At 44.0% G+C, this 23,858-nt stretch carries 21 protein-coding genes; 4 read left to right on the top strand and 17 right to left on the bottom strand.

Features of this window, described 5'->3' with window-relative positions; translation table 11 throughout:
- Positions 1-98: 98 nt before the first annotated feature.
- Positions 99-683: a porin family protein gene (locus AC3RV5_RS11225; protein ID WP_489732004.1), complete on the bottom strand. Its 585-nt coding sequence runs from the start codon at positions 681-683 to the stop codon at positions 99-101.
- Positions 684-1,232: 549 nt separating this feature from the next.
- A complete protein-coding gene (locus AC3RV5_RS11220; protein ID WP_489732140.1) occupies positions 1,233-1,856 on the bottom strand; it encodes a flagellar brake protein in 624 nt (207 codons plus the stop codon).
- A gap of 242 nt (positions 1,857-2,098) precedes the next feature.
- Between AC3RV5_RS11220 and AC3RV5_RS11215 the strand changes: the two genes are divergently transcribed.
- A complete protein-coding gene (locus AC3RV5_RS11215; RefSeq protein ID WP_489732003.1) occupies positions 2,099-3,922 on the top strand; it encodes a M61 family metallopeptidase in 1,824 nt (607 codons plus the stop codon).
- A 342-nt stretch (positions 3,923-4,264) separates the two neighbouring features.
- Complete coding sequence (locus AC3RV5_RS11210) at positions 4,265-6,268, top strand: hybrid sensor histidine kinase/response regulator (protein ID WP_489732002.1); 2,004 nt, start codon at positions 4,265-4,267, stop codon at positions 6,266-6,268.
- A 140-nt stretch (positions 6,269-6,408) separates the two neighbouring features.
- Here the strand turns inward: AC3RV5_RS11210 and cynS are convergent, their stop codons facing one another.
- The 7 genes from cynS to AC3RV5_RS11175 all read right to left on the bottom strand — a co-directional run bounded on the left by cynS (position 6,409) and on the right by AC3RV5_RS11175 (position 15,076).
- Positions 6,409-6,855 carry a cyanase gene (cynS, locus tag AC3RV5_RS11205; protein ID WP_489732001.1) on the bottom strand — a complete coding sequence of 149 codons (447 nt, stop codon included), beginning with the start codon at positions 6,853-6,855 and terminating at the stop codon, positions 6,409-6,411.
- 41 nt (positions 6,856-6,896) lie between these two features.
- On the bottom strand, positions 6,897-8,639 hold the full coding sequence (locus AC3RV5_RS11200) for a bifunctional protein-serine/threonine kinase/phosphatase (protein WP_489732000.1): 1,743 nt from the start codon (positions 8,637-8,639) through the stop codon (positions 6,897-6,899).
- The gene (locus tag AC3RV5_RS11195; protein WP_489731999.1) at positions 8,626-9,492 is read right to left on the bottom strand and encodes a formate/nitrite transporter family protein; all 867 of its coding nucleotides are present in this window, start codon (positions 9,490-9,492) and stop codon (positions 8,626-8,628) included. Before AC3RV5_RS11195 ends, AC3RV5_RS11200 begins: the two co-directional genes overlap by 14 nt.
- Before the next feature lie 1,101 nt (positions 9,493-10,593).
- On the bottom strand, positions 10,594-12,834 hold the full coding sequence (locus AC3RV5_RS11190; RefSeq protein WP_489731998.1) for a heparinase II/III domain-containing protein: 2,241 nt from the start codon (positions 12,832-12,834) through the stop codon (positions 10,594-10,596).
- Between the two features lie 261 nt (positions 12,835-13,095).
- The gene (locus AC3RV5_RS11185; protein WP_489731997.1) at positions 13,096-13,608 is read right to left on the bottom strand and encodes a hypothetical protein; all 513 of its coding nucleotides are present in this window, start codon (positions 13,606-13,608) and stop codon (positions 13,096-13,098) included.
- A gap of 760 nt (positions 13,609-14,368) precedes the next feature.
- Complete coding sequence (locus tag AC3RV5_RS11180) at positions 14,369-14,461, bottom strand: hypothetical protein (protein WP_489732139.1); 93 nt, start codon at positions 14,459-14,461, stop codon at positions 14,369-14,371.
- A 138-nt stretch (positions 14,462-14,599) separates the two neighbouring features.
- A complete protein-coding gene (locus AC3RV5_RS11175; RefSeq protein ID WP_489731996.1) occupies positions 14,600-15,076 on the bottom strand; it encodes a MarR family transcriptional regulator in 477 nt (158 codons plus the stop codon).
- A 53-nt stretch (positions 15,077-15,129) separates the two neighbouring features.
- Here AC3RV5_RS11175 and AC3RV5_RS11170 point away from each other — a divergent pair, with 53 nt between their 5' ends.
- Together AC3RV5_RS11170 and AC3RV5_RS11165 are read left to right on the top strand one after the other, a co-directional pair.
- On the top strand, positions 15,130-15,555 hold the full coding sequence (locus tag AC3RV5_RS11170; protein WP_489731995.1) for a hypothetical protein: 426 nt from the start codon (positions 15,130-15,132) through the stop codon (positions 15,553-15,555).
- Between the two features lie 99 nt (positions 15,556-15,654).
- Positions 15,655-15,885: a CopG family antitoxin gene (locus AC3RV5_RS11165; protein WP_489732138.1), complete on the top strand. Its 231-nt coding sequence runs from the start codon at positions 15,655-15,657 to the stop codon at positions 15,883-15,885.
- Positions 15,886-16,047: 162 nt separating this feature from the next.
- Here AC3RV5_RS11165 and AC3RV5_RS11160 read toward each other — a convergent pair whose 3' ends face one another.
- The 8 genes from AC3RV5_RS11160 to AC3RV5_RS11125 all read right to left on the bottom strand — a co-directional run bounded on the left by AC3RV5_RS11160 (position 16,048) and on the right by AC3RV5_RS11125 (position 22,998).
- Positions 16,048-16,431 (bottom strand): DUF302 domain-containing protein, encoded by a 384-nt coding sequence (locus tag AC3RV5_RS11160; protein WP_489731994.1) that lies wholly within the window; start codon positions 16,429-16,431, stop codon positions 16,048-16,050.
- Between the two features lie 438 nt (positions 16,432-16,869).
- On the bottom strand, positions 16,870-17,250 hold the full coding sequence (locus AC3RV5_RS11155; protein ID WP_489731993.1) for a RidA family protein: 381 nt from the start codon (positions 17,248-17,250) through the stop codon (positions 16,870-16,872).
- A 35-nt stretch (positions 17,251-17,285) separates the two neighbouring features.
- A complete protein-coding gene (locus AC3RV5_RS11150; RefSeq protein WP_489731992.1) occupies positions 17,286-18,173 on the bottom strand; it encodes an arginase family protein in 888 nt (295 codons plus the stop codon).
- Positions 18,174-18,297: 124 nt separating this feature from the next.
- Positions 18,298-18,669: a VOC family protein gene (locus AC3RV5_RS11145; protein WP_489731991.1), complete on the bottom strand. Its 372-nt coding sequence runs from the start codon at positions 18,667-18,669 to the stop codon at positions 18,298-18,300.
- A gap of 128 nt (positions 18,670-18,797) precedes the next feature.
- The gene (locus AC3RV5_RS11140; RefSeq protein ID WP_489731990.1) at positions 18,798-19,886 is read right to left on the bottom strand and encodes a YHYH protein; all 1,089 of its coding nucleotides are present in this window, start codon (positions 19,884-19,886) and stop codon (positions 18,798-18,800) included.
- Positions 19,887-20,616: 730 nt separating this feature from the next.
- Positions 20,617-21,069: a GNAT family N-acetyltransferase gene (locus tag AC3RV5_RS11135; protein WP_489731989.1), complete on the bottom strand. Its 453-nt coding sequence runs from the start codon at positions 21,067-21,069 to the stop codon at positions 20,617-20,619.
- Between the two features lie 100 nt (positions 21,070-21,169).
- Positions 21,170-22,048, bottom strand: a complete 879-nt coding sequence (locus AC3RV5_RS11130) for an alpha/beta hydrolase (protein ID WP_489731988.1) — start codon at positions 22,046-22,048, stop codon at positions 21,170-21,172.
- A 77-nt stretch (positions 22,049-22,125) separates the two neighbouring features.
- Complete coding sequence (locus tag AC3RV5_RS11125) at positions 22,126-22,998, bottom strand: TolB family protein (RefSeq protein WP_489731987.1); 873 nt, start codon at positions 22,996-22,998, stop codon at positions 22,126-22,128.
- Positions 22,999-23,858 lie beyond the last annotated feature (860 nt).

The following is a 23,858-nucleotide window of genomic DNA, read 5'->3' as shown; positions in this document are numbered from 1 at the left end:
AGAACGCAAAGGTTCGTGCACAGGGCCGAACCTTTGGTAGTTACACTTTTTTTATAATAATGCTGTTTTGTAGCCAGTCATACCGTCAATTAAAGCCCTTAAAAAGTATGTTGGATACCAATACTGGTATAATCAAGCTTGCTATCGAAACTTTCTATGTCGGCTAAAATACCGATGTCATTTCGTTCTAATTTCAAATCGAATCGGGTGTATTCCAGTCGAACGCCCCAACCGTCAGACAACGCAAAGGATGCACCCACACCGTAATATATATCTGAACCGTTAATATCATCATTGCCATCAATGGCATGCAGATCAGCCTGCCACCATAGTTGTCCGCCCTTGGCATAAATAGTGATCATATTGTTTACAGGCAATCCGGCTTTTAATCCTAAGGTGTAGCCGTCTACTTGTGTGTCGAAGGTATTGTTTCCATACTCACCAAAATCAATATATCCGGCTTCCACAGAAAATATTTGGCCAAATTGAGCGCCGACATAAATATTCGATGCATTATCCGCTTGATCTAAGCCTTCTGTAGCGTGCACGTCTATCAACCCATAATCGGCTCCGACATAGATCCCATAATGATCAACCCCACTGTTATTCACAGCCCCTTGTGCGAAACTCGCTGTTAATATAAATGATGCCGCAGTTAATGTGTTTACATGTAGACTTTTCATAATATCTCCATTTGTCTAGCGGCTTTACTAAATACGTGAAAGTAGTCAACTTTCCGCGTCCCTGAACAATTAACAACTATTATATCAGCCGCTAAATCAAATAAATTAACTAATCAAAATATAGTGTTAAAAGTTACCAATTGGAATTATCTACCCTGTATAAAAAATATGCTGGTAGAAAATTTGTACGACATGAAAATCTTACCGGCCAAAAAACACCGCTGGATGTGCATTTAAATAAAAACGGGGCGGTGTGATTTACCTCACTAATATGCCCTAAGTCATTAGGTTATATACTGCCTGGGGTATTGAACCTCAAGCCTGACTTCCCTGAAGATAAGGAAGACTGGCCATTTTTTGTGGGGTGAAGACGAGTATGTTATCAATTTGGGGGCCCGTTATATCTTTCTGGTCAATGCGGCTGAGGAGTTACTGCAAAGCAAACCCTAACCTTTTCTTAAGCTGGCGCGTTTTACACAAGGGGAACTGCGCCAGCCAACAAAAGTACTCTAAACCCGATGAGCACTGACTCCACAGCAGTACATTTAGCTATAAAGTTTTTTCGGGTTTTATCAACAGCTGAGTGAGCAGTTTTTCCATTTCCTCTTCTGAGGCATCAAACTGTAACCCGTAATAGTTAGTAGTTTCGTCTGATTTGTGATTACGTGTCACACCAGCCAGGGTGATATCGTCTGAGTGAGAGTTTCTGATCAACAATTCTAAACGCTGATCGATTTGCGGTTTGATACTTTTGGCCTCGCGCCCGATACTGATCATGCAACCTTGGATAGAAATATCCCGCACCAGACAGGGCACGATATGACTGCCATTATTGGCGTCAATCAATAACGCCGCGATGCGGGTTTGCGAGCGCGGTTGAGCCCGTAAGCCATGACTTTGCATACTTTCAGGAAACTTGGTGAAAATGAGTTTACTGGGGCTATTGATCACCACAATGATTTTGACCTTGAAAGCAATAATTTCACCGGTTTCATCTTCCAATATGTAACGCACTATCATGGTATTATTGATATAAATCGCTCCACCTAATCCTGCCCATTTTTTTTCGTCTGGAAAACGAAAAATCAGATATCGCGAGCCGTCTATTCCTACAAATTCCGTGCGCACACGTCTACGTAGGGTTGGTGAATTTATCTGCAAATCAACCGTCATGCCCGGTCGCATCGAACGCAGCTTTTGGAGATCCTCGTTGGCTAACCCGCTTATTTGTGGCAAAAGTGCTATAACCCCTGAAATATCAAACAGATTTATGTCATATTAGAAAGCTATTAAAGTGAAAATTCGGCGCAATAGGAAGCGTTATTTCACCTAATCATTATTAATAAACCCAGACGTGTGCATAACAACAGCATTTCTCAATCCGTCCAGGTGTCTATCTTTTAAGGTCAATATACATGTACCCACTTGCTTCGCCTGTACAATATCAAGTTGAAATCCACTCCGTCGGCGGCCACACTCTGGATGTTACCCTGGATATCGCTCAGCCCTGTGTCACGGGACAAAAGTTATCCCTACCTGCATGGATCCCTGGCAGTTATATGATCCGCGATTTTGCCAAAAATATTATTCAACTCAGTGCTTATAGCGCAGATGGTCAACCCCTTAATGTGAAAAAAAACGACAAACAAAACTGGCTGATTGCCCCCCATAACGGCCCAATTAAAGTTCATTACACTGTCTATGCTTTCGATTTATCGGTACGTAGCGCCTATTTGGATGATGAATTCTGTTTTTTTAACGGCACCAGTATGTTTTTAGCGGTAGCCGGGCAACGCGATGCAAACTGCAGGGTGATCTTGCACCGTCCTGCGCAGACCAATTGTAAGAATTGGAGCGTGGCCACCACCCTGCCTTTAGCCCACGGCACGCAACCTCACCAATTTGGTGAATACCAGGCCGGCAATTATGCCGAACTTATCGACCACCCCGTATTAATGGGTCGCTACGATATCATCCCCTTTAAGGCAACATCAGGTGCGGCTAACGATACCCTGGACTGCCAATTTGAATTAATCTTGGCTGGTGGCCATCAAGGTGATACCGAACGTATGGCCAAGGATCTGACTAAAATATGTCAGCATCATTTCGATCTGTTTGCCGATGCCCCGCCCATTGAGCGTTACCTGTTTATTACCATGCTCACTGGTGATGGATTTGGGGGGTTGGAGCATAGGTCATCCACCGCGTTGTTATTTAGCCGTCACGATTTACCAATAAAAACTCAAAGTTCTGAAATGCCTGACGGCTATCGTACGTTTTTAAGTTTATGCAGCCACGAGTTTTTGCACACTTGGCATGTAAAACGCACAAAACCCCTTGAACTTGAAAATCCTGCCCTGAGCGAAGAAACCTATACAGAACAGCTATGGATCTACGAAGGTTTTACCAGTTATTACGACGATTTAAGCCTGCAACGCTGCGGCGTAATTAGCACCCAGAGTTACCTGGAAGTGTTGGCACAAACCCTCACTCGCCTGTTGCGCAACCAGGGCCGATTTAAGCAAAGTGTTACCGAATCAAGTTTCGACGCCTGGACCAAGTTTTACCAGCAGGATGCCAGCGCAATCAATAATATCGTCAGTTATTACAACAAAGGCGCCATTATCGCCCTTTGCCTGGATTTACATATACGCTCAAACAGTCAGGGGCAATTTAGCCTGGACGACGTCATGCGCTACCTTTGGCGCCAACATGGCAAAGTAGGCCAAGGAACGAATAAAGATATTATTCACACTATTTTGCGCGACTATCTGCAGTTCCCCTTGGATGAATTTTTAAATAATGCCTTATATACCACCAACGAATTACCCGTCGATGAGTTATTGAGTCGGTTTGGTCTCCACTGTGTTTATCGGCCCCGCACCAACGCCACAGATATGGGCGGTAAAGCGGCTAACAACGCCATCAAACATGACTTTGGGGCGAACATCAAAGCCCTGGATACAGGTGTAAAAATTAGCCAGGTGGTTGAGAACACCCCCGCCTTTGCTAGTGGTTTACAAGTGGATGATCAACTGCTGACCATTAACCATTGGCAGGTTAACGCAAATAACCTACACAGCATATTGGATAATCTTGAATGTGGCCAAGTTGTGCCACTGCATCTACTTCGCCATCATCAGCTAAAGCAATTACACCTGACCGTTAGCCAAGCCCAATCCGACACGATTTATCTTGAAGTAACAGACCAAAACAAGCTTGCGGCTTGGTTGACTTAGTGCACTCTAAAATCGTTATTCAGATTTTGGGGGCTTATGTCGTTGGATTAAATTTCATGAATCTGAATCTTTGTTGCAGCGCTACAGACCGCAAAGCTTACCGCTACAAAATCGCTATTTATTACAACATCCACTAGATATTTAAGGTGATTTTTCTGCTAAATTCTTTAGTCACGAAGCAGTTTTGTATAATATGCTGTGCACCTTATATAGGAAGAAACACTCGATCCTAATCATTTTTTGATTCTGTGTCGACTGGCATGGTAATCCAGCTGACCCGACGCGTTTTTTTGTTATCACATGGACCAACAATGGCGGTTTGGCTGAGTTGGAAATAGGTTTATGGTTCAAAAATCTCAGGCAAATACACAATTAAATTTCATGTCCGGTGGAGGTGAAATGGGCTCTTTCATTCGAGCCTACGATTGGGCTGCAACCCCATTGGGTCTACCCGAAACCTGGCCGCAACCATTGAAACTCAGTTTGCGTTTACTCCTCTCCACCGGTCATCCTATGTTCATTTGGTGGGGAAAAGATTTAATACAATTTTACAATGACGCCTACGCACGCTCCATAGGCCCAGAACGTCATCCAAGTGCAATTGGCCAACAGGGTAAAGAATGCTGGGCCGAGATATGGCCCGACATAGAGCCGCAAATAACCAAGGTGTTGGCGGGTGAAGGACATACCTGGCACGAAAATCAACTGTTACCTATTACCCGCAACGGCAAACGCGAGGATGTGTATTGGACCTACAGTTACGGACCGATTGATGATCCTCAAGCGTACACCGGAGTGGGCGGTGTGTTAGTGGTATGCACTGAAACAACCAAACAAGTACAGGCCGAGCAACGTATGAAAGCCGCAGAGGCACGCTGGCGCGCATTGTTTGATCAGGCCCCCAGCTTTATGTGTATATTACAAGGGCCAGAGCATCGCTTCGAATATGCCAATCGCAACTACTTTGAGATGCTTGGCCAGCAGGATATTTTGGGTAAAAAAGTGATGGAGGTGGTACCGGAAGTCGGCAACCAGGGATTCATTGAATTATTAGATAAGGTATACGTAAATGGTAAAAGCCACCAAGGCGTGGCCGCTCCCCTTAGTTTTGGTTCCGGGGAGCCAATTTATGTGGATTTCATTTACCAACCCATACTGGCCGCAGAAGGAGAGGTGACCGGGATTTTGGTAGAGGGGTACGACGTAACTGATCGCGTCCTAGCAAATAAATCTCTGCAAGAAGAAGATCGTCGCAAAGATGAATTTCTCGCCATGCTGGCCCACGAGTTGCGTAATCCTTTAGCACCCATACGCAATGTCAGTGAAATGTTAACTCAATCTGCCCAGCAAGATAATAAGCTGCAAAACATTGGCAACATACTCGCTCGCCAAGTCACGCATTTAACGCGTTTAATGGATGATCTGCTGGATATTTCACGTATCAGCCAAAATCGTATTACCTTGCAACTCGAAGTCTTAAATATGTCTACCATAGTCAATTTGGCACTGGAGTCGTTACAAAGCACCATAGCCTTAAAAAAACACAAAATAAATTTTACTGACGCCGCGCAGCCATTATTTATCAACGGTGATATGACCCGTATGGTGCAGTGTCTGTCAAATGTGATCAATAATGCGATTAAATACACGCCCAGCGGCGGCAAAATAGATATTAAATTGGCTAGCACCGACGATATGGCGAACATCACCGTATCTGATAATGGCTGCGGTATAAGCCAAAAAATGCAGAGTAAAGTATTTGAGTTATTTGTGCAGGCGAAGCAAACACTGGATCGTTCTCAAGGTGGACTGGGTATAGGATTAAACATTGTGCAGCGTTTGGTGCATATGCACGGCGGCAATGTGACAGTGAGCAGTGGCGGTTTAGGCTGCGGTTCCAGCTTTTGCATAAACTTGCCAAAAGTTAATGCCCCCCTACTTGCAGATAAAGGCTTGGATACCAGAAATAATGCTAGAAAACGCGTACTGGTAGTGGATGACAATAGAGATTCTGCCGACACCATGGCAGAGCTATTAAGACTGCAAGGGCATAAGGTTGCAACAGCTTATACGGCCCATCAGGCATTAGAATATGTGGACAGTTTTGACCCACAAATCATATTATTAGATATTGGATTACCCGATATGGATGGTTACCAAGTGGCGCGAAATATTCTAACCAAGAATAATAACAGGGTTCTGGTGGCGTTAACCGGCTATGGCCAAGCAGAAGATGTGCGTCGAGCAAACGAAGCGGGCTTTAATTATCATTTTACCAAACCGGTGAACTTAAAAGATCTAACCAAGGTTTTCAGTTTTTCCGGACCAGACAGCGAGGAATTTTAAGCGCTAGTTAGTGAGCCCAGCTCATGATTTTGGTGGGAAATCAAAATTTAAGGTGAGCTCCATAAGAGGAAATTGCGCAGATATATCATAAATAATATCGCCAATACTCCTCACGTCTTAGCCATCATTGTGCATTCAAGTTAGTAAGATTTATAAGGTAAAAACTTACCCGACAACCCAATACTAACTCTATCACCGGCGCTATTTTCTTCGCGCTGTATGTCCATTGAGAAGTCGATAGCGCTCATGATGCCATCACCAAACTCCTCATGGATAAGAGATTTAATTGTCGACCCGTAAACATTTATCATTTCGTATAATCGGTAAAGTAGCGGATCACTTGGCACGCTTTCAGTAAAGGAACCTTTATAAGACACAACTTGTAACCAAGCGGCAGCGTTCTCATCTAAATCAAACAACTCGGCGACGATATTCGCCTGCTGTGCATCGAACGTCATTTGTCCAAGACAGCCAGCGGTTGTCCACTCTTTTGATTGGCCCATAGCATCTGCAACTTGCTGCCAGGTAATGCCTTTTTGGACTTTTGCCACAAGGATTGCCTGAGTAACTTGTTCTCTGTTTTGCATAAAATCTACTCCTAAATAAATAAATGAATTGATGTGATTGATTAGCCTAAAAATAGGTAAATAAAATATAGGTTACTGATAAGCAGCGCACTGGCGACACATTGCCAAAATGCCACAGGGTTGCGCTCTATAATCGGTGGTTTTGATTGACGCACAAAAGCGGCGTTGGGGGTGCGTAAGTCATGTATAAATTCCGACAGCTGTGCATAACGTTTGTAAGGGTCAACTTTTAGCGCTTTATTCAGGGTTGCATCTAACCATGCAGGTAATACGCTGTTGTCATCTCTGACAGATTGATAAATAAGACGGCTTTGTTGTGCCCGCGTACGCGTTTTGGCCACATGGGTATGGTATGGAAAGCGGCCGCTGAGCATGTGATAAGCCAATACAGACAACGAAAATATATCTGAGCGCGGCGTACCTACCTCCCCTAGAAAGTATTCCGGCGCCATGTAAAGTGCAGTGCCGAGCAATTCATTCTTACCACAGCCTTGCCCCACCTCTTGTAAGCCGGCGACCGTGGTTGAGCCAAAATCGATGATCTTCACAGTTCCCTGTGAGTCGATCATGATGTTTTCAGGGCGAATATCTTGATGCAGCATATCCAGGCGATGAAAAGCCTGTAACCCTTTGGCAATTTGCTCGATGATCCGTCTTACTGCCTCAAGTTCAGGTTTGGGATTGTCGGTCATCCATTGGCGTAAAGACTGACCTTGTACATATTCAGCCACAGAGTAAATGTACTGTTTGGGCCTTGAACTAGGGAGGACATTCAGCACATGCGGGTTATGTATACGCCGCCCAATCCATTCCTCTAAACAAAAACGCTCTAAGTATTCATCGTTTTCGGATAAATCTATCGAGGGGGTTTTCAATACCCATTGTTGGTGGGTCGTTAACTCTTCAACTAAATATACGTGACTACGGGGAGACACATGTATTAACCGAAGAATGTTGTAGCCATCAAATTTTTGTCCCGCTTGTAACATAGGCGGCAATGGCAAGGCAGTCAGTTCATCGGTAATAGGTTTACCCTGGGGTTTGATTAATTCTGTCACCTTAGCGACTTGTAAAGTCAGGTTGTCGTCGCCGCCATTATTGAGGGCATGTTGCACCAAGGATTCGGCTAAAGCGCTAGCAGAGGACTCATCGTCGATAGCAGGCGTCGATGTTACGCCGTGTAGCATATCAGCGGGGGATAGATATTCATGTACACCGTCAGTACACAAGATAAAAATATCGTCTTGGCAGACCGGCATATTTGAATAATCGATATCCAGCCGGGTATGCATACCTAACGCTCGGCTCAAATAACTTTTCCCTTGGGCAGCATATTGACGATGATCATTGGAAAGCTGTTCTAACACCCCTTGGCGTAATAGATAGACCCGGGCATCTCCAACATGAAAAATGTGTGCAGTGTTACCTTTTATAATCAAGGCGCTAAAAGTGCACACATAACCTTTTTCAATATCGTAGCAAAACTCACTTTGTTTGGTATAACCATGCAACCACGCATTGATGGATTGCATCACCCGCCTGGCGGATGTTTCAACTGACCAAGCATCAGACGTAGCATAGTAGTCTTGCAAGAAGCTATTAATTGCAGCTTTACTTGCTACCTGGCTAACGTTACTGCTGCCAATTCCATCTGCGATAGCCAGCAGCTGACCTTTCATGCGCCATTGGGCGTCCACAGGACAGCGGCTGCCGCAATAATCTTGATTAATAGCTTTAACGCCAGCAATACTATGCTGGCCGACTATTAACTTAGCGAGTTGCATGCTCAGCGACTGAGCTTGAGGCTAAATCAGCCGTTTCTGCATAAGGTAAATTACGTTTTGGCGCGGTACGCACATGGGTGCTATACAAGGTCAAGCCAGTAAAGGTCAAGCCACCAACCAAATTGCCCAAAGCCGTAGGGATCTCGTTCCATACCAAATAATCCATGACTGAGAAGTCACCGCCTAAAATCAGGCTGAATGGGAACAAGAACATATTAACCACTGAATGTTCAAAGCCCATGAAGAAGAACAGAAATATAGGCATCCACATCGCGATCACTTTGCCACTTACATGGGTTGAAATCATCGCACCTACAACACCTAGCGACACCATCCAGTTACACAACATGCCACGAATAAAAATCGTAAACCAACCTGCGGTACCATATTCGGCGTAACCTAAAGTACGAGCCTCTCCGATTGACGCGACTTTCTTGCCGATAGCACCAGGATCGGTGTTAAAGCCATAGGTAAATATAAACGCCATCATGATAGCCACGGTTAACGCGCCAGCGAAATTCCCTAAGAAAACCAAGCCCCAGTTGCGAAGTACACCCTGAATTGTGACGCCGGGCCGCTTATCGAGTAAGGCTAAAGGTGTGAGAACAAAGACCCCTGTGAGTAAATCGAAGCCCATTAAATACAGCATACAAAAACCAACGGGGAATAAAATGGCACCGAGTAAAAACATCCCCGTTTGCACTGCAATAGTAATAGCGAAAACCGCCGCTAGGGCCAAAATTGCCCCAGCCATGTAAGCACGGATCAACGTGTCTCGTGTAGACATGAATATTTTTGATTCCCCTGCATCAACCATCTTGACGGCAAACTCTGCCGGTAATAAATAAGCCATAAGTAATCCCGTTAAATTAACTGTGTTTCGCCTGATATATGGTTTCAGTTCGGATAAGTCAGTCATTTTTTCCTTTCAAACAAACAAAAAAACGGTGTCAGCTCACCCGCTAAGAAGCAGATAAACTAGACACCGTCGTCTGAATTAATTTGTTTGAAAGGGCAAAATCACCCGAACATCAATATTGCTATAACAAGTATTGTGCCAACCAGCTAAATTGATAAATTTCAGATAGTTAACATAAAGATGAAGTATTCGATTGAGACAATTTGGTGCGTAAACAGCCTAACGAGTGCAAGCGTTGCGACACTTTGGCGCACAACCAACGCACGTATCGAATTAAAGGAACGGCATGGTCTCCCACAGGGTATTTTGCACTAAATGAGAGAATGTCTGTAAATCAGACCTCGAATATTTTGATTCTTAATATATGTAAGTGCGACAACCACGCTTGGCAGTATTGCAACCAATATAGCTTACATAGATTATTCCATAACCGACCGTGCTGTAAATCGTGAAGGATGTGTTAGCGCTGATATATATGGGCTGGTAAATCCCAGGTTGGGATTTACCAGAACATTGCACTAAACCACGAACGTAATACTGTTAAAGTTCAGAGGCATAACGTGGTGGCCGCGCCAACTAGTTTAACAAACACCGTTTTCCGATGACTAGGCTTGTTAGCTTTATTGTTAATCCACTGAGCAGACTCTAATAATATGCTCATCAGGATCTTCAACTAAACAAGTGAGACCAAATACTTTAGCATATAATTCTTGCACAAATTTAATCTCAGCGTTATTTTTGCGGTCTCTGAAAAGAGTATCTACATCTATGTCGGATGCTAACATAAGACCTATTTCAGAGGATCTAGCTTACTCATTCATTTCGACTCTGATCCGATTTAATATGTTTCTAGACGCTTACAATAACGGGAAAAACCGAGTGCTTTGGCACGAAATGCCAGCGCGGCTTTTCCCCAATGCGCGACGCGAATGTTGTTTATTAGGCATTTAGTGCAACTACTCAGACCTAATTGAACAAATTAAAAGTGCTCGGCAGCTTTTGAAATTTATTACTAAAGTGGCTATCCAGCTAATTTCATTGATAGTGATAGGGACCCGTCCAACGATAGACTTGATTATTGATTGTTAATCGATGTTTAGCCGAGCTTGATGGATCCTTATTCGATAGAATGAACAATTGCCCGTTTCCTTTTACATCCTCAATGCTGACCGCCGTATAGTTATCATCGTCATAAACAACTTTGAGATCAGCAATGTTGCTGTCCGAATTCTTGGACAATTCAGAAACGGGGCTATAACTTCCGTGTGGCTCAATGACAGACACAAAAATGGTGTTGTCGCTATCTTTCCTGCGGATCATCAAAGCAGCATCCCTACGCAAATTAAATTCCGGATCATGTGCACCTAAACGGGTAAGTAACAATTCGTCGGATTTATCTGTCGCTGAGGTCAGGGTGTAGTATTTACCGTTGCCCAACCATGAAAATTGCGTATTACCGGAAGAAGGTTTGCCCTTGCCCTCTATATACAAATGTTGGTAACCATTCGTTTTACCTAATGGACTCAAGCTGGAAGGGGAATCGTAGCTAAAATTCTCATTGAGCACTTGACCCATAAAATAGAAGGGGAAGTCATATTGATTTTTAGTGCTAGAATTTACTTTCATAATATCCAGCAGAAATGGTTTCTCAAAGTGTTCACCTTTTATCAGCGCCATAGTGCGGTGCATTTGGGTACCCGGATAGGCATTGATTTCTGTGGCACTCACAACCTGAACATCCTTGTTTGAAGCGTCATAAAAATACAACTGCGAGTGATGTTTGCTCCCGGTTTCATAATCTCCATTAAAATGCATTATTTCGTTCTGGGAAATGGTGTTGTGTGCAATAGTCGTTTTGGCCCAGGTTTTATTTTCCTTTAAATAATTACCGCCCCCTTTTTGCCCAATGTTGACGAAACGGGCAAGGCCGTAATCCTGAATAACTTCATCGCCTTTTTCGTATAGAGAAAAAGACAATTTGTCATAGTGGCCGTGACTTAATCCTTGCGCCGCATATTTAAATACTAGGGTTAAATCCTCATTGCCATAGCGAAGTACGCCGACCCCGCCTTGTTTGCCATTTTGCCCATCTGTTAGATTGATGGATTTTTTGACAAAGGGTTGCACATTCCCATCCCGAATTCCGATAGCAACTGACAGGCCCGACTCGTCCAACAACACCTCATTTTGCTTTTCAGCAATGCTGAGCAATTGCGGATTTTGTTCACCGTAATGATAAGCTATGTCAACAGCTGTCACCAATGCAGGGGTATAATAGGACATCCCTTTTTGGCCGTCATTCAACGGAAAAAACTCACCATCGGCATCAGATAGATTGAGAAGTGCATTCACGGCTTTTAGCAGTACCCCGTCCTTATGTTGAAGTACCTTTAATTCGGGTTTTTCATTGTTCATTGCCAGCGCAAAAATCAAAAACGGATACATGGCATAACGTTGATAATAGGGACCTTCAGTGTAATAACCCTCTGGTGAGAACGGATCTTCAAGATTGGCCAAGAAACCCGATTTCTGTCCTTCTACTTTAATCAAACCGCCATCATTGTCTCTACCACCCAACTCAAGGCCATCGTCCTCTATACCGTACAACGCCCGGTGAATGAGCTCTTCATCGCCCATGACCAGACCAATCATGCCGACCGCCGCATTACCCCAGGTACTGTGGTTGTGTATGCGATTATAGAATTGTGGGTTTTTTATCGAGATAAAATCGGCAAAGGGGCGGAATAAGTTTGTCTCTAACTTGGCGCGTTCGTTTTCTGACAAAAAATCATAGATAGTGTCGTAGGCTTGGCTCATGTAAACCAGCCAATTACTGTCGTTAAGGCATTGCCAAAACAGTTTGCCGCGAGCATAGGATCTTTCCTGTGGATGAACGGGAAGATCTTTATACATAGCCTCATATTGGAACAGCATATCGCGGATATATTCGGCGTATTTTTGCTCTTGCAATATCTGATAAAGCACCCCGGCTTTTTGGGCAATGATAAAATTTTGCTTATGCCTATCGTGGGTATAGCCGCCCGAAAAATCCTTTGGGATCGGGGTATCGATACCCCATGCTATTTCTGCGTCGACCTCTTGCTTGACACTTTGCAAGGTCGCATCAAATAACGGGGCTTTACCCAAATTTCTTCTGATATTTTCGACGCCGGCCTTAGTCAGTATCAGATTGGGATGATCCTGCGCCTGTATTACTAGCGATGTTGCAAGTGCGGTTACCATCAACAACAGGAAAGTGATTTTTCTAGCGTACATGTTTATGTGTTCCTTGTTTATCAATTTCATAATGTGCCATCCTCAAAACAGATCACAAACAATGCGCTCCAGCGTCGAATCGATGCAGCAAGCCGCATGAATACTGTGGCGACATAGAATCTGTTAAGCCAATAATTGTAACCAATAGTACACAGGTTTATACAACTTCGTAATAACATTTAACATTATTGGTAACAATAAATTACATTACCAATTTTGCGAGCAGCAAATTCTCAATGACCAGACTGGTTCTAACCATAATTAATGACGCCACTCTTTGCTTAGCAATTCAGCTCGATTATTTTCTACTTTGACCTCAGATTTACTTTCGCTACCATCTGCCGCTACCGTATAAAATTCGTAAATTACGATACCATTGGTTTGGTCACTTTCGATAATGCGTTGTGGGTTGATTTTAGGTAACACATCAAGTACTAACTGCGGGCATTGAGCTAAGGTTAAATCACGCTGAATCTCAACAACCTGCCACTTACCATCTTTTTGTAACATATCAAACTCAACGTCATTCCCCTTTCCATCTACACCTTCAATATCAAGGTAATGATTGCCGTGTTTAAGCTCTTTCTCTGCTTCTTTGGCTACAAAATCTGGCCTAAATTTTAAAATGGCCACCATGGCGCTGTCAGGTATTTCGGTTAATTCAATCTCGTACTTCTCATTTAAGCTTGAACCAACTTTGCTTTCCCCGGCACTTAGCAAAGGTGCCATTCCAAATAACAATCCTATCAAGGCCGCAACTGTTGTTTTTTTCATAAGTTTCTACCTGCTTTCAATAGTTAACGTATCGTTTATATATTTTCGTGTAACTGTGATGTATCAATGTATGAGTGTATGCGTGTTTTTTCTTGCGTGCCATTTCGAGCACCTCCATAGTAATGACACTAACTAGACAGGGTGGTTACTGATCCTGGGTAACACGGGTTTATGACGTTCCAAGCAGCGGACAACGCAAGCGTTTTGGCTTAGCCGACGAGGATTTTCAGTTGCCTTGGCTTGAACGAAGCCGCTAAGCGGCAGAGGTAAGATGTTGAAGGTCAAACTCGCACTGCCGCCGAGCCGACATAAAGCCCCTATGTGTTGCCGGGATTGCGGCACAGCCTAACGCGGCTTTTAAAAAGGTGAGATACAACAACAGGATTAAGTCGCAAAAAAAGCACGCGACCTATCATTGTTTATTAGTCGTCAACTCGATCAATCCAGTGTTCGGTCTCTGGTGGTTGCAAGCAACAGCAACGACAAGTAACAAATCATTTCAGATTTGATAAGTCATAGAGTACGGAAAACGATTGAGTAAGCATCTGTGTAAACATACTAGATTTTTGCCAAGCTGAAGGATTTAACTTAATTCGTTCTATCGTTGTCTCTAGTTCACCAATGAACCTAAACCCGAGCCCTTTATAAATTTCCTCGTAGTATTTGAACGCATCATCAAGTTCCTTTTCTGCGATATCTAAAATTCAACGTTCATTTATTTGTGTTTTTTTAGTACTTCCGAAACGGACTTGGAACCGAGTTAATGCTTTTCGCAAGCTTGAGCGCGAGCATCTGACTCCCGCGCCCAAATAGAATTTATTTCGGTATTGGGGGCGTCTAAGCTCTCTAGCAGTCTTTCGACTAACTCTACTCGAGTCTATCAGGGCATACCATCGAAAAAAGCAAAGTTGTATCCGGTACTACTGCAAACACTCCCCCAAAATAGCTGAGGTCAAAAGTGAAAATTTTCGTAAACTTTACGTAGGGGTGTTTAATATGCCTTGTTGAGTTTCATTAGTGCTGAGCTGACTCTTTCTAACCTTGAGATAGTTACTTTGAGTGGTGTCTTACCCAATTCTTTACTTAATGACGAATCTAATTGAGAAAGAATTTTTCTTGATTCTGCTATTAATTTTTCCCCTAACTCGGTGTATAAGATTTGTTTTTGTTTTCCTTTCCCGTCTGCTTGTATTAAATATCCAGCCGCACAAAGCTCTTTAACTATTTTTGCAACCATCTGTCTTGATACACCTAAATTACGCGCAATTTCAGAGCCATAGTTTACACCGCAATCCAGTGTACTAAGAAAACTAAGCGTGGATACGGATGCTGACTGGTAACCCATATTCTTTAAAGAGTTGGATACGTACGTGGTAATTTGTTCATTAACCTTGGCAGTAGAAAAGACCAATTTCAAAGTTTGGCTATCCACCATGGGAATGTCATCTTGTGTCACCTTGGTTGACATATATGCGCTATTAGTTTAATTTATGTCAACCAAGTTTACATTAGGTTTTGAAAATGATCACGCTAAAGAGACTTTTTCTTATAAACTCAATAAGTTGTATTTTTTTTGGTGTTTTTTTTATAGCTGTACCAGCGACAATCTCAAATTTTTTGAGCTTAGACAATAAGGCACCAGATTTGATGATTACAACAATTGGTATTGGACTTGTCTTAAATGGGCTGCATTTGATTTGGACTTCTCTAAAATCTGAAGCATCTAGAGCGCTAACCCTTTATTTTTCAGTTGGCGATATATTATGGGTAATATTAACGCTTTATTTGATACTTACAGAAACGTGGATCACCACTCAGGAAGGAATAATTATTTCAACACTTGTTGCTGCGTTTGTTGGATCACTGGGTATTTTTCAACTAAAAGTGAGAAAACTATTAGTAGGGGCTATTGATCATTCAAGTACAAAAATCAATCAACCCAAATAGTTAGCCATATCATGCTGTGTTTTGTCTCAGAAAGCGGCACGCGGTCCACCAGACTGGTTATCTCCCCTGTTATACGGATTACTTAACTCATTTGGCCACATGGAAGCAACACTATACGAAATCGCGCGATTACGTTGCCTTAAAACATGCCATATCAGTTTCGAGGACAAATCTAACGCCATTTCGCTCCGACTGCCCGAAAGGTTATTGGATAGCATTAAAGTTGAAGCTAATAAGCGAGATATGCCTTATCAATCGCTCATCAAATCTTGGTTCGCGGTAAGTCAAACAGAGCGGGTTGTCAACGGCATTCTAAAACTGATCGGATAAAACCGAAATGACTGTCTGTTTTTACCGGAATACGCACCTCCATCGATATATCTACTATATAAGCAGGAAATCCAAACATCTGAGGCTCAAACCGGGCGTCCAACAACAGGATTAAGTCGCGAAAAAAGCACGCGACCTATCATTGTTTATTGTGATGTGTGTTTATTTCGCTTCGTCAACCATCTGGATGGTCTTTTCTTCAACCTCTTTTCCAACTTGAACCAACGCTTCATCCTGAGAAAGTGCCGAAAGCATTTGCAATGGCTTAATAAGGCCAATCTTTGTTTTACCTTTCTCCGTAAATACCGAGATCCGACACGGAAGCGCCATATTCAAGCGCATGTCGGTTGACATCACTTTTGCGGCTTGCCCCGGATTACAGACTTCAAAAACCTTGCACTGCTCATCAAATGTAATTCCTTTACTTCGCAGTGTGGTTCCCAGGTCGTGGATATGCAGCACACCAAAATCATGCCGCTTTACCGCTGATTCAAGATCGGTCGATGCTTGCTCAAATGACTTAACGGTTTCAACTATGTAATACATGAATAACCTCTTATTTAGTTTACACCTAGACATAATGGCTCCCCACGAGCCAGCTTCTTTAGGTGCTGATCTCCAATTTTTCGTGGGTTAGCCAAGGTCAACGTGGCTCGGCCAGCGTGGCCCGACCAGCGCCATAATCGTTGTGTTGAACAAACTAAAAACGGAGGTCAGCATGGGCAAACATAACATACTTTTCATTAGCGTTGATACTCATAAAGAGTTGGCAGGAGCCGCCCATCACTGCCGTATGCTTAGGTTGAGAGCAGACCGAATGTCGTTACCAATCTCGCAGGAATAGGGTGAACTGGATTTGGCGATATTCGATGCTGCCCGCATAGCCCCTACAATTACCAACGCCCAAATACTATGCTACGTAATGGTTGGCTACAGTGTGGAACGCAGCCAACTGTTACGTGCCCTTGTTTATTTGCTTGATAACTACATTACAACACAATCAATTTCTGTTTCTACTAACCACTGCTTATCGATGAACTGACTTACCTCAACAAATGTGCAGGCGGGTTTAATAGTCGAAAACAACTCTCCGTGAGCTTTTGCGGCATCTTTCCAGCGAGATATATCTGTGAGCATAATCCGGGTTCGAATAACATCTTGAATATTTCCACCTGCTTCTTCTATAGCCGAAATGGAAAGCTCAAGGCAATATTTCGTTTGATTATATACATCATCAACATAAACGGTTTCTCCATTATTTATAGGAGCGGTTCCTGATACAGAGATATAATTACCAATTCGGCAAGCACGAGAAAAACCTATTGGTTCTTCAAGATGTGATCCTGAACTAATCGTTTTTCTCATGAGTCGCCTTGTAGTTGTAACGTTTGAATGAATTATTAGCTGCTGAACGCATTCCCTAGGCATTCGACAATGCGCGTGGCGCAGATTCCAGTAGAATCAAGATCCGGGTCATAAATTGTCAGCTCGACACCGACGCATCGATCATGCTTGACCAAGCCACGCAGCAGACAAGAGAGCGTCAGAAAAGAAAGCCCCTCCGGCTCTGGGCAGTCTACCGCGTGCATTTCCTCTGAGTCGACAACGTCGAAATCGACATGCACCCAAAAGCCGTCAGTTTGCCGAGTAACGACGCAGAGAGAATCTTGGAGCGGCTGATCAGCCGCTTGCGCAACTTGGCTGCTCGTGACATGGAACACCCCGAGGCCAGTCAACTCATCAAGATGCTCGTCAAAGTCGCGAACCCCCAGGACGGCGACATCTTCGGCTCGAAAGTTGGGGCCGTGGGCGCTGAGGTTGATAAGGTGCGGGTCACCGTAACCAAGCGAGGTGGCGAGGTCTTCACCCGCCGCTACCTCGACCTTTTCGGAACTTTCCAGGTGGCGGAAGTCCGAATGCGCATCGAGAAACACCAAGCCGTACCTGCCGCGCTGCTTCAGCGCGAGTCCTGTTGCAATCAGAACGCTGCAGTCGCCACCCACGATGACAGGAAATCTGGCGCTTTGAAGAACGTCATTGAGCCGGGAGGCGAGTTGGATCGAATATTCCGCGATCGCGTGACTGTTCCGGGTCGTGTGTCCAGGTGCCCAATTGGCCTCATAGCGAGGCGGCACAATGCAACCGGCGTCCTTCGCATGAAGAGCTTCTAACAAGCCGGCGTTTCGTAGTGTCCAAGGCATCTTGTAACAGCCCGGAACAGAGCCCTGCTCCGGAGGCCTCAAGCCGAGGTTTGTGGGGGCATCGATAATCACTACTTCAAGCCGCATGACTCCTCCTTTTAGCAGCTTACGCCCGAATGATGGGCAAAATTGTTGGCGAAAATAGCGACGCAGGAGCAAAAACCAACGGTTTTAAATTAGTTATAGACGCCATATTCACTTGTTTCTGTTATTACACGTGCTGATCTATTAGGATTGAATTGCCATCAGGATCTTTAATAGAAAAGCTTGAAGGACCACTTTCTCCCGTAATAGATTTTTGTATTATGCTGACACCTTGAGCCTCGAACTCTTTTAAAATATCTCTAATATCTGTAAATGATTCTAGTGTTTTACAATCTTCATCCCAACCCGGATTGAACGTCATTATATTCCCTTCAAACATCCCTTGAAATAAACCGATTGTATGCCCACCGTTTCTTAGTATTAACCAATTTTGAGATTGGTCTCCGCCAACAATTTCGAAGCCCAATATTTGATAAAACACTTTTGACTCTTCGATGTTATTAACCGATAAACTTACTGAAAATGCACCTAATTTCATTTTACACTCCACCGTTTGATTACAACCCTAACGTCTCAATAAATGCCACCAGATTGCGAGCGGCCGGCGACCGTATGCAACAAATTTAATGGCCTTGTTATAAAAAAGACCAATTGATTGAAATCCCATCACTGTACTGCTGGTTTATCACCGTGAACACCTAAGGGAGGGCCGCCCTCGGGACGGTCACCTACAGGTTGTCCACCAGGAGGGGCACCTTTTGGGCGGACAGTTTCACCGTGAAAACATCCAATAAACCTATTCTCGCTCGGACTTGCTGCATGGTAGTGATAGCCTCTGACATCATCAGTTTGACCACGACACTCATCAAGCGAACCTGCTTCATTGCCCTGTGAGTCTTTAAATGCATAAATACCATAGCCATCTAATGCATAGCCTACTAATGGAGCGTGTCCATCGTCACTATTCGATTTATCAGTACACCCCGTCGTAGAGTGGTAGTGATAGCCTTGGTGTACGTTAATGTGCCCACCACAATCATCAAATGCCGCAATCGTATAAGCCCCTAAAATTGCATCAACCGGTGCTGAGCCCGATAGCTCGCTACCGTCTAGTGCAACACCCGCAGAATGTACTCGGCCTTTCTTAGCAGCAGGAATAGGCGTCGTCGGTATGAGGAAGGTACGAGAGAAATCATCATCAAGGTACGACAACTCGCACTCAATACAATTTTGCATATACTCATCTTCAACATCCGGTTTTGCTGCGCCTAAGCAGGCTTCTTTCGTCGCTGTATAACGTACTTTGTTTGTCTTTGCGTCATAAACCATCCATTTTTCGTCACCGTAGTAGTCACTCAGCTTTAGAATGAATTCTCCAGTGATGTCGACCAAATCCCCAGTGCCGTCTTTGCTAAACCAAGATCCGCTTACATCAGCGCCATCGGTGGTTGTTCTTGGACAGAAAGGACCAGGTGTTCGCCCGGCAGGTGCTCCATCAGTGACGATTTGGTAACAGGTCGTTTTTGTGCCTTCAGCGGTTTCACAGTCAACGATTTTAGGTTCTTGGGTAAATGCCTCCTTTGCGAACATAGAAACATCCATCCCCTTGGGAAGAGCTGTTTTTTCTGCTGTAATGTGCTCCTCAGGAGCAGTAACTTGTTCCGCTGCCTTGTCAGAGGAGCTGTCGCATCCCCCTAAAGTTAGTGCACTAAAGGCAATGACACCCATTAGTGATCGGTAGCTTGATGAACCCATAATTAATATCCTTTATTCCAACGGCTTCTATTGTCAATAGTTGCACATAATACAGAATGATTATGCAGGCAATATGAAGTTTTTAGGGAGAATTCGTTGAGATAACTCGTGAACACACGCCGCCTCATTCTAAATGCTAGAGTGCATCTCGAGCCAAAGCCCTAAGCAGGTGTGTGTTGTTAACATCACTTGCCTTAGCTTGTTGAACGAAGCCGCTAAGCGGCAGAGAGAACAATTTATGTAGAAATTTATGTAGACATCCATTTTAAATATTTAACGCTGTGAAGAGCCGATTTATCTCGGCGCACTGGGTGCTTGATTACTTTTTTGACATAACGCAACGATGAGTTGCCCGGACTGTGGCACAACACGGCGCCTGATTTGGATGAAACGAAACAAACTCATGCCACTGGTACCGCGAAGTTACACAGCAATGGATTGCGCTTAGGCACAGGATGCGATGCACCCACGCCACATTGAGTAAAAACAACCAAGGGGGTGACAGGATAAAAAGAATTTAAAAAGGGCGGTAACACAGATGGCTAAAGCAGTAATAATGGTGGTCTCAGCCAAACTCGCCTATAAAAAAGGCAAGTCACAACAATGGCTTACTTACCCTCAATCATCTATCGATATATCTACTATATAAGCAGAAAACGTCCAAACGGGCTTACCCAACAACAGGATTAAGTCGCGGAAAAAGCTCGCGACCGATCCTTGTTTATTAAGCCTACGATGCAACATCCCATCGGAAAAGACCTTTAATATCCAAGTTGGCGCCTAAACGCTCATAAAACTTTATTGCACCATGGTTATCTTGTTCAACTTCCCATTTAATTCGACTAGCCCCTTTAGCTAAGCAAACCTCTTTTGCTCTAAACATCAAAGACTCGCCTATCTGTTTTCCTCTGAATTTTTCCCATACGAATACATCATCAATATTCATATAGGTTGAACCACACCAGATTGAATAGTTCCATGTGTAAGAGCAATACCCCGTCACTTCACCGTCGATTTCTGCCAGTAGTACACCGAATGAAGGGATATCCCCAAATCCAGAGTTGATTAATTCATCTCTAGTCGTTATTACATATTGCTCTTGATTATGGTGTTTTGCGATAGCAATAATCAAATCATAAACAATATCGATATCTGATAATTTCGCTTCTCTAACAGTTACCACTGAAATCTCCGAGTAGGTTTAACGCAGCCAGCGGCGGCCGAAAAGCCACGCAGCAGGTTTGAAGTCCAGCCCACGCATTGAGCGTTGCTGACTGGCCTTGTTAAATTTTTTTTGCCCAAAACTCATAGTACTTAGAAAGCGCTTTAGGTACAGAAATATAAGGGTTAGCAACATGCCCAGCTCCTTCGCTATAACTGTACGCCCATTGTAAATTTGCAGGCGCATTGGTTTCTAATGCACTAAGTAACCCTTTGAAAGACGCCGTAATAATTTCGTTCTCTTCTACACCTAAGCTAAGGTATAAAAAAATAGGTTTGCCATTGGCTACGGGCAAGTTCTTCGCAAACTCTTTTACAACCACTGAATCGTCATACCAAGCTGCTGGACTAAAAGCAAAATAACCACTAAATAGATGCGGTTTAGTTACAATTGCATATAGCACCAAACTCCCACCTGCCGAAAAGCCAGTTAGCAATCTGTTGTCGTTAATAGAATATTTTTTCTCAATATACGGGATTAATTCAGTTTCGATAAATTCCAAAAACACGTCAGCTTTACCAAATATATCCGGATTATCATCCCCTTCAGGGCGCGCCTCAATACTTACGTCACGTCGAGCATAAGGAGGAACCAAATCCCTGTTTCTCGAATCAACCCAAAATAAATTAGGTATTGCAACAACTATCGAATCTTCAGTAATACCCTGCGGTCCTAGCCCAGCCAGTGTTTCATCCCACCGCTTCAGATTGAAATTACCGTCAATTTTAATAATTAGTGGGTAGCTTTTACTTCGATCATAACCACTAGGTAGCCGAACAAAAACCTTCCTGTTTTCACCTAGTACCGCAGAATATACAGTTTCATCAACAAAATCAGACGTGTACTCATCTTTGTACTGCTTTACCTTAAAGAAAGCGGCAAAACATACAGCTAATACAGTTACAATTACTAAAGCATTTTTAATAATTCTGAAATTCACAAATCCATCCGTGAGAAATTTAACGCCCGCAGAATGCGCGCCGTCTTTTGCCTTCGCTCTTGCTGCGATTATATGGCTTATGATTTGGGCCTGAGATTCTCAATAATTTTTGCATCCACCCAGTAGATATCTACATTATGATTATCGTCATCTATGCCTCTGTTGAAGAGTATGTACTTGCCGTCAGGGGTGACGCTCGCATAGGCATCCCATTTATCGGAATTGACCTTGTCGCCCAGATTGATCGCAGGGCCCCATGAACCATCCTTTTGTCGGAAACTAATATAAAGATCAGAGCCCCCGTAGCCGCCTTCCCGCTCGCTATCCCAAATCAGGTAGCTTTCGTCCGGGGCGATAAAGGGGTGGGCTGTCCATTTGCCTGTGTTGACTATCGGGCCCATTTGTATGGGTGCTTGGCGCTTGCCGTCCTTGAATGTTGAGATGCGGATCACGTCATTACTTTTATAGTCATCAAACACATAGGTGCCTTTTGCTGAGGCCGACAGGCGCATGATGCCCCAATCCTCTCGGTCAAACATGGGGCCAAGGCTTTTGAGCTCTGACCAGCCGTCGCCCATGCGGTCCTTGTAACCTTTTGCCATGTGCATGCGCGTGCCGTCTGGCGAGAGGACAACTTCACCGCTGCGCGTGAATTCAATGTATTTCTTCCAGACATTATTTTGCTGACGGAAGCCGATAACGGTGGTGTGTGTGTATTTTGCGCCTCCTGTGGTGAAGTAAAATTCTTTCATGCCGGGCGCGAACACGCCCTCAAGCTCCCAGCCTTCTCTGGAGATAATGCCGGGTGCAAAGGGCTCCGCCATCATGCCCGGTGGCTTTTGCCCCATATAGGGACCTTTCAGAATTGGAAATTCATCTTGACTATAACTTTTGCTACTAGTACTCAGCACAGAAAGCAGCAGAATAATTGAAATACAAATATACTTCATAATTTTTCCCTATTTTAATTTAAACAAAACCTAAACTTCCTTATTGCATTAAACTTCTATTAACGCCGTATTCACCGGCTTGTCCGGTGCAATGTTTTGTGTACGCCCAGCATGGGCATGAACTAATGAGCGCAGTCCACCCCGGATGAAAGTCCTCTGTAGGAAGATCGCCGTTTAAGTAACTTATTGTTATTAAACGTTAACTACTAGCAAATGGCAAGGGCCAAACCGGGAGCCGGCCTCCGTGAGGTTTGGTCTTAAGGAAGCCGGACGCAAAACTGCGAGCTGATGAACTAGAACGTCATACGAGGCGTAGGCTGAAGGCGAGTTGGCACAAGACGACGAAGCCATGTGATCTAACGGCCACCGTAAATGATGCAGCAGTGCAGGGAAAGTTTATGCTCTTATCTGGGTGGGGCCGGCCTTCCGGAGATCTGCTTAACAAGCGATCGGCAACTAATCAGTAAAGCTCTGGTATACAAATGCCTTGGCTGTGCTGAAATCATCAGCAGCATAGAGCGAATAGATGAAAACCGATAGCGCGGGACGGTGTAGCCGTCTTGTGATTAAGCAGAAGTCAGCAGACGGCTTAGTAGCCAAACGCCCATCGTAAAGGTTGAGACACGTTGAAGTCGCATGGGCGCCCCACCAGAACATTTAGAACAAAGGAGGAGCCTTGTCAGACTTGAGCACACGAATGCCGTCCGGTAGCAACGTGACTCAGCGTACCGACAAGTAGCCAGCCTTTAGCGTGTATCTACTTGAGCCTATTCTCCAATATTCTAATATATTGAAGGCATGGAAACGGGTTCAAGCCAATAAAGGGCCGCTGGCGTTGATGGGATGACCATTGATGACTT

It is taken from the genome of Paraglaciecola sp. IT1134 (assembly GCF_058068185.1).
This window is presented reverse-complemented; position numbering and strand designations above follow the sequence as displayed.